Source organism: Acutalibacter sp. LFL-21 (genome assembly GCF_025630755.1).
GTDB lineage: Bacteria > Bacillota > Clostridia > Oscillospirales > Acutalibacteraceae > Acutalibacter > Acutalibacter stercoravium.
Genome location: NZ_JAOTNT010000009.1, coordinates 89,920 through 96,067, shown reverse-complemented (window position 1 = coordinate 96,067; position 6,148 = coordinate 89,920). Strand labels below are relative to the sequence as shown.

The following is a 6,148-nucleotide window of genomic DNA, read 5'->3' as shown; positions in this document are numbered from 1 at the left end:
ATATCCCATGGCGTAAGCCAGTAAGGCCCCTTGTAGACTACAAGGTTGATAGGCTGCGTGTGTAAGCATGGTAACATGTTCAGCTTGGCAGTACTAATAGGCCGAGGGCTTGACCATAGGTCTCTTTCGAGATTTAGTCATTGCGTCTCTCGTTTCTTCTCCTTTACGCTTTGTTCAGTTTTCAGGGTACAGAGGCCATCCGATCGGGTGGCCTTTTTTGTTATCCTGCTTCATCTTCAACCCTAATTGCCGCAAGGCACTGGCCGCCGAAAGGCGGCTTTTTCTTTTTTCTTTACAAAGCCCCTTCCCGCGGCGTATAATGTGGGAAAGAAGGGGAGGGGAAAGGAATATGAAAAAGGGGAAACGGGCCTTTCTGGCGCTGCTGGCGGCCCTTCTGACGGCCCTTCCGGCCTGCGCGGAAAGCGGGGAGCCCACCATTCCATCCGCCCCTTCCTCCAGCGTTTTGGAGGGGGAAAGCCTTGTTTCGCCTGCGGAGAGTATTCCTGTCCCTGAGGTCACTCCAGCGCCTGAAGAGGAGAGCCTTCCCCCCGTCTCCAGCGCCTTGGAGAGCGCTTCTCCCGCCTCGGAGAGGGAAGAGAGCCGAGAGGAAGGGGGGCTTTCCCTGGAGGATCTTCAGAACCAGCAGGGCGACTTCCTCCTCCCGGGATTTTATTACGGCATCGACCCCAGCACCTTGTCCCTGTTTGTGGGTCTGCCTGAACAGGAGCCTGTGGACTGCCAGGAGGTTCCAGCCTTGATGAATATGTATCCGGCCTATGTGCTCACCACCTATGAGATGGGCACTGTGCGGCTGCTGGGAGAGACCTTCCAGGTGGAGGCAACCTTTGAAGACGACGCCCTGGTGCGCTGTGAACTGGTCCGCACCGCTCAGGAGGGGGAGGACTTGTCCGCCCTCTATGAAAGCCTCTGCCAGGAGCAGAAGGCCCTGTACGGCTTGACCAGCTCCGGGGAAATCCGGCAGGAGATCAAGGACAAGCGGGGCAGGAAGGTGGCGGACCGCACCCTGGTTTTTGAGACCTTTGAGGAAGAGGGGGATTTGTCCACCCGCCTGGAAGGGCAAGGCTTGATTTTAGGGGAAACCATGACCCAGGTGTCCCTTTCCATCTCTCTCTACGACCCCATCGTATTCCCCGGCCCTTAAAAGCAATGAGAAACCCCCAGCGGCTTAAAAACCGCTGGGGGCTGTTTTATCTCGATAGGAAGGGCTTAGAAGATGTTGCTGAACTGGCTTACCAGGCCCTCGTTGCGGGTCATGGAGATGTTGCTCAGCAGCAGTACGTCGTCCACGCCCTTTTCCTGGGCCAGCTGGGTCACGGTGCCCGCCTCATAGTGGCGGTAGTCCACTACATACACGTTCTTGTAGTGGTTCACCAGGAAGGGGATGAAGCAGTTGCCAAAGCTCTCCTTCACCACGATGCAGCTGGGGCCCTCTGCCATGTCGTTGTTAGTGATCTCCTCATAGGGCTGGTCCCCTGCCGCGAAGATCAGGTACTTCATGGTCTCGCCGTAGGTGTCCCCGTCCGCGATCAGGGGCCAGTTCTCCAACACAGTGCCGTCGTCCTGGGTGGCGTTCAGCGTGGTGTCCGCCTGAGGGAAGTAGGCCTCCACTGTGTCGGGGTTGGCCGCCAGGGCGCCGCTCTGGGTGTCCGTGTAGAAGCTGCCCAGATAGCCCGTGTACTCCTGCTTGTCAAACTGGTCCAGGGCCACGGGCTCAAAGCCGCGGACTTTGCAGAACTCCACATAGGCGTAATAGGCGCCCAGCTGGGTCCAGTGGTGGTCCGTGCGGAAGTACAGGTACTCGTTGGCATGGGACTTCAAAGCGTCGAAGACGCTCACCGTCTTCACAGAGGAGTTCATGGCGTTGATGGAGGGGTAGATATAGTCCTCGATGGCCTGGCGCTGATCGGAGGTGTTCAGCTGGTTCCGGTCGATATAGCTTTCCGGCAGGTCGATGTCGATGCTGGTGGGGATGACCATGTCGTACACCGTGGCAATGCCGTTGAGCTTTTCGCCCGCGTCCGCCACAGCGGTGATATACTGGTTGGCGTATTCCTCTTTAAAATTGTAGTACTCATAGGCTGTGTCCCCCACAATCAGCAGGCCGCCCACGGTCTCAGGGGCCGCGTCCGGGTCCTCTTGAGGAGCGGGCGTGGGCTCCTCCGAGGGAGCCGGAGTGGGGGTGGCCGCGGCGCCGCTGGCGTTGCTTTCCGGCGTACCGGAGGCCGCGCCAGAGGTCTCCCCGCTGACGGCGGAACTCTGGGAGCTGTTGGGGGTGCCGCCGCCCTGGGCGGGCTGGGAGGAGCAGCCCCGCACCACGAAGAAGATAACCACCGCCAGCACCACAATCACCAGCAGGAGCAGGATGGGCAGGATGGGGGGCTGTTTCTTCCGGCGGCGCCTGCTGGGAACCGACCGGTGCACATAGGTGCTGGTCTCACGCCCCGTTTCCCGCATGGGCCTGGTTTCCCGAGAGGTGCGCGGGGCCGTGTTCCGGGGGGGCCGGGGCGTCAGATCCTCGGCGGTGTAGCCCGGGGTGCGGGTGTAGCCTTCGCTGGAGGAACGTGACTGCCGCGTCTGAGAGGTGTATCCCGTCTCCCGGGAAGCCCGCCTCTCCTGGCTGTAGCGGGTCTCCCGGGGGGCAGGGGAACTGGAACGGCGGCGCTCCGGCTCCCGGTCCGGGGCGGCCCGCCGGGGGGTGTAGTTGTTTGGCATGTTTCAATCATCCTTTCTTCAAGCGGCCCAAGGCCTTATTCACCGGTGTAAGGGGCATCGGGGATCTCATCGCCCTGCTCCAAATTGCCCACGATCTCCACGGTCTTGATGCCGTAGAAGGACTGCACCCAGCTGTTGAGCTGGAAGAAGATATCCCGCAAGGGGAAGGTGTCGGCAAACCAAGTGTCAATGCCCTTGGTGTATTCGCCGTTTCCCAAAGATTCGACAGAAAAAATGGGAAATTCCGTCAGCTTCCGCTTCTCCATCACAGATTCCGTGGGCCGCAGGGGCAGCAGCATGGAGAACACGGCAAAGGCATACAGCGCGAGGAAGAACAGAGCGGCCTTTCCCCGAGAGCCTCGTTTATGCTGTTTGGCGTGGCGCATGTTCAACTCTCCTTTCCGTTAGAACTGCAGGTACAGGAAGGGGTTGTAAGAATCCCCCACAAGGTAGCTGATGGAAAACAGCAGGCCGGCCACCGGCAGCAGGTACTCCAGCACGGTGCCCAAGGCAATGGCGGCCCCATTGGTGGAGGAGCACACCCGATGGTATAGAATCCGGGGCAGGGGCGTGCAGGCGATGACCGCCACAATCAGGAAGAACAGGTAGTTGAGGAACAGGTTCTGGCCCTCAAAGTTCACCAGGGGGTTGCCGTTGAGGCAGAACAGGCCCTTCAGGACCACCCATCCCTGGGTAAAGTCGGTAAAGTAGAACAGCACCCAGCCAAAGAACACCACTACCAGGGTGTACAGGTGGGCAAAGAAGGCGGGCAGGCGCTGCAGCCCGGGAATGAGGAACTTCTCCAGGGCCAGGAACACGAAGTAGTACAGCCCCCAAAGGATGAAGTTCCACCCGGCGCCGTGCCACATGCCGGTTAAAAACCACACGATCAGCAGGTTTAGGGCCTGGCGGGCCTTGCCCTTCCGGTTGCCCCCCAGGGGGATGTAGACATAATCCCGGAAGAAGGAGGAAAGGCTCATGTGCCAGCGCCGCCAGAAATCGGTAATGGAGTTGGCCAAATAGGGGTAGTTGAAGTTCTCCTTATAGCGGAAGCCCACCATCAGGCCCATGCCGATGGCCATGTCCGAGTAGGCCGAGAAGTCCAGGTAGATCTGCAGGGCATAGGCAAAGCAGCCCAGCCACAGGGCCAGGGCAGAGGCGCTTTCCAAAGTGGCCATGTTGCTGGCCCTGTCCGCCAGGGCGCCGCTTAAAATGGTGCGGGAGGCGATTTGCCCGCAGACGTTTGCCAGCAGCACCTTTTTGGCCAGGCCAGAGACAAACCGGTTGATGCCGTTGCGCATGTCCTCGCTGTCCACATGGCGGCAGAGGATCTGTTCGGCCACGTCCTGATAGCGGACAATGGGCCCGGCGATGCACTGGTGGAACAGGGAAACGTACAGCAGAAGCCGCCGGAATTTGGGCTGGGCGGGCACCTCCTGGCGGTACACGTCCACCATGTAAGAGAGCAGCTGGAAGGTGTAGAAGCTGATGCCGATGGGCAGGGCAATCTGGGGCACCACGCTGGGGAAACCGAACCAGTCGTGGGTCTCGTTGAGGAGGAACATGGTGTACTTGAAGAACGCCAGCAGCCCCAGGTCAATCACACAGCCCAGCACCAGGAAGGCCTTGCTCTTCCCCGTGCCCCGGTATCTGTAGATCAGCTGGGAGATGGCCCAGTCCGCAAAGGCCATGAAGAGAAGAAGAACAATGTAAAAGGGCTCGCCCCAGGCATAAAACACCAGGGAGAACAAAATAAGCACCGTGTTTTTGGCCTCAATGCCCCTTGCAAAGGTGTAAAGAAGCATTTGCAAGGGGAAGAACACACACAGAAATACCAGGGATGAAAAGACCACGCCCAAACCCTCCTACGGAAAAATTAATAAAAGGGGAAAAAATACCCTTCGACCCGGTTCCGAGCCGAAGGGCTCATACATGGCAAGACGGTTACTGTTGAGGACCGCTGGGCTGCTGAGGCCCGTTCTGAGGCGGTACAGGCGGCTGGGGCGGTTGATAGGGCCCCGGCTGGGGAGGGTAAGGGGGCTGCTGGTAGGGCGGCGCATAGGGAGGCTGCGCCCCATAGGGCGGGGGGTACTGGCCGGGCATGGGTTGGGGCTTGCGTTTGCCATAGGCCTTATAGGCCAGGCCAGACAGCAGGGGCAGGCCGGCCTCCTGGTCCTTCATCACCCGCAGAATGGCTAGGATGCTCAGGATGATGGCAACCAGGTAAACCAGCGCGGAAAGGGCGCCCAGCGCCACGGAAACCATCTGGAAAAAGCCGGAATAAGGGGGGAAGAGGCTGGCCCCATAGACCAGGAGTTCCCGCACCAAGGCGGTGACGGCGGACAGGATCAACGCCTGCAGCGTTTGCCGGCCGGTCCACTCATCCCGCTCTGCCAGAAGCACAAAGGCAAAAATCAGCGCGCAGAGCAGCGGTTGGCTTACAATGACACAGGCAAATGCCAAGATGGGATACAGGCACAGAACAAGGCCAAGCTTCCCCTTTCGCATGGGAAAAACCCCCTTTTGGTTTACAAAATATCTAAGTCCTAGTTTACGTCATACAGGGTGGCAAGTCAAGGGAAAAGCCGCAAAAAAACTGACGAAAAACAGGAAATACGCCTGCGGAAAACCGGGGAAAATTGGAATAACTGGTAACGGGGAAAAACAAAAAACCACCTGCATCTGCAGGTGGTTCTCAGTGTTGGCGAAAACCTATTTTTCCGGGCCGTCACCAGCCAAGTATCTTCGGCGCCGGCGAGCTTAACTTCCGTGTTCGGGATGGAAACGGGTGGACCCTCGCGGCAATCAACACCAACTGTTTTGTTTTGCCGTCTCTCTCGACGGCTTAGTTATCATACCACACCTCTCCGGAAAATGCAACCCCTTTTTTGAAATTTTTCCAAAAAAGTTTTTGAAAGGGGAAAGTGGGGGAGAAAACCTCCTGCTTCCCTCGGGCCTAAGCGCGGGCTTCCCAGCCAATCTTGCTATCCAAACTCCGCGCCCAAACAGGCGCGTGCGCGTCTTGCCCGCCGCAGGGGAGAAAACCCCCGCTTCCGTCCCCGGCCCAGACGCGGGCCTCCCAGCCAGTCTTGCTATCCAAACTCCGCGCCCAAACAGGCGCGTGCGCGTCTTGCCCGCCGCAGGCGAAAAAAAACAGCCGCCCTATTGGGCGACTGCTTTCAGTGTTGGCGAAAACCTATTTTTCCGGGCCGTCACCAGCCAAGTATCTTCGGCGCCGGCGAGCTTAACTTCCGTGTTCGGGATGGGAACGGGTGGACCCTCGCGGCAATCAACACCAACTATTTTGTTTTGCCGTCTCTCTCGACGGCTCAATAATAATACCACAGCCTTCTTCAAATTGCAAGCACTTTTTTCAAAAAAATTCAAAAATCTTTTGAAACACAAGATATAGGCA

5 protein-coding genes and 3 rRNA genes are annotated in these 6,148 nt (G+C 58.5%); 2 read left to right on the top strand and 6 right to left on the bottom strand.

Going from position 1 to position 6,148, the window contains the following annotated elements; genetic code table 11:
* Together ODJ80_RS11495 and ODJ80_RS11490 are read left to right on the top strand one after the other, a co-directional pair.
* Positions 1–117 (top strand): 23S ribosomal RNA (locus ODJ80_RS11495); the annotation flags it as partial.
* A gap of 232 nt (positions 118–349) precedes the next feature.
* Positions 350–1,162, top strand: a complete 813-nt coding sequence (locus ODJ80_RS11490; protein WP_263042193.1) for a hypothetical protein — start codon at positions 350–352, stop codon at positions 1,160–1,162.
* Positions 1,163–1,227: 65 nt separating this feature from the next.
* Here the strand turns inward: ODJ80_RS11490 and ODJ80_RS11485 are convergent, their stop codons facing one another.
* The 6 genes from ODJ80_RS11485 to rrf (ODJ80_RS11460) form a co-directional block, all read right to left on the bottom strand.
* A complete protein-coding gene (locus ODJ80_RS11485) occupies positions 1,228–2,733 on the bottom strand; it encodes a DHHW family protein (protein WP_263042192.1) in 1,506 nt (501 codons plus the stop codon).
* 35 nt (positions 2,734–2,768) lie between these two features.
* Entirely contained in the window at positions 2,769–3,119 is a 351-nt protein-coding gene (locus ODJ80_RS11480) for a DHHW family protein (protein ID WP_263042191.1), read from the bottom strand.
* An 18-nt stretch (positions 3,120–3,137) separates the two neighbouring features.
* The gene (locus ODJ80_RS11475; RefSeq protein ID WP_178864054.1) at positions 3,138–4,586 is read right to left on the bottom strand and encodes an MBOAT family O-acyltransferase; all 1,449 of its coding nucleotides are present in this window, start codon (positions 4,584–4,586) and stop codon (positions 3,138–3,140) included.
* Between the two features lie 91 nt (positions 4,587–4,677).
* A complete protein-coding gene (locus ODJ80_RS11470) occupies positions 4,678–5,241 on the bottom strand; it encodes a hypothetical protein (protein WP_263042190.1) in 564 nt (187 codons plus the stop codon).
* 191 nt (positions 5,242–5,432) lie between these two features.
* A 5S ribosomal RNA gene (rrf, locus tag ODJ80_RS11465) occupies positions 5,433–5,549 on the bottom strand.
* A gap of 367 nt (positions 5,550–5,916) precedes the next feature.
* Positions 5,917–6,033: ribosomal RNA gene (rrf, locus tag ODJ80_RS11460) — 5S ribosomal RNA — on the bottom strand.
* Positions 6,034–6,148: the final 115 nt, after the last annotated feature.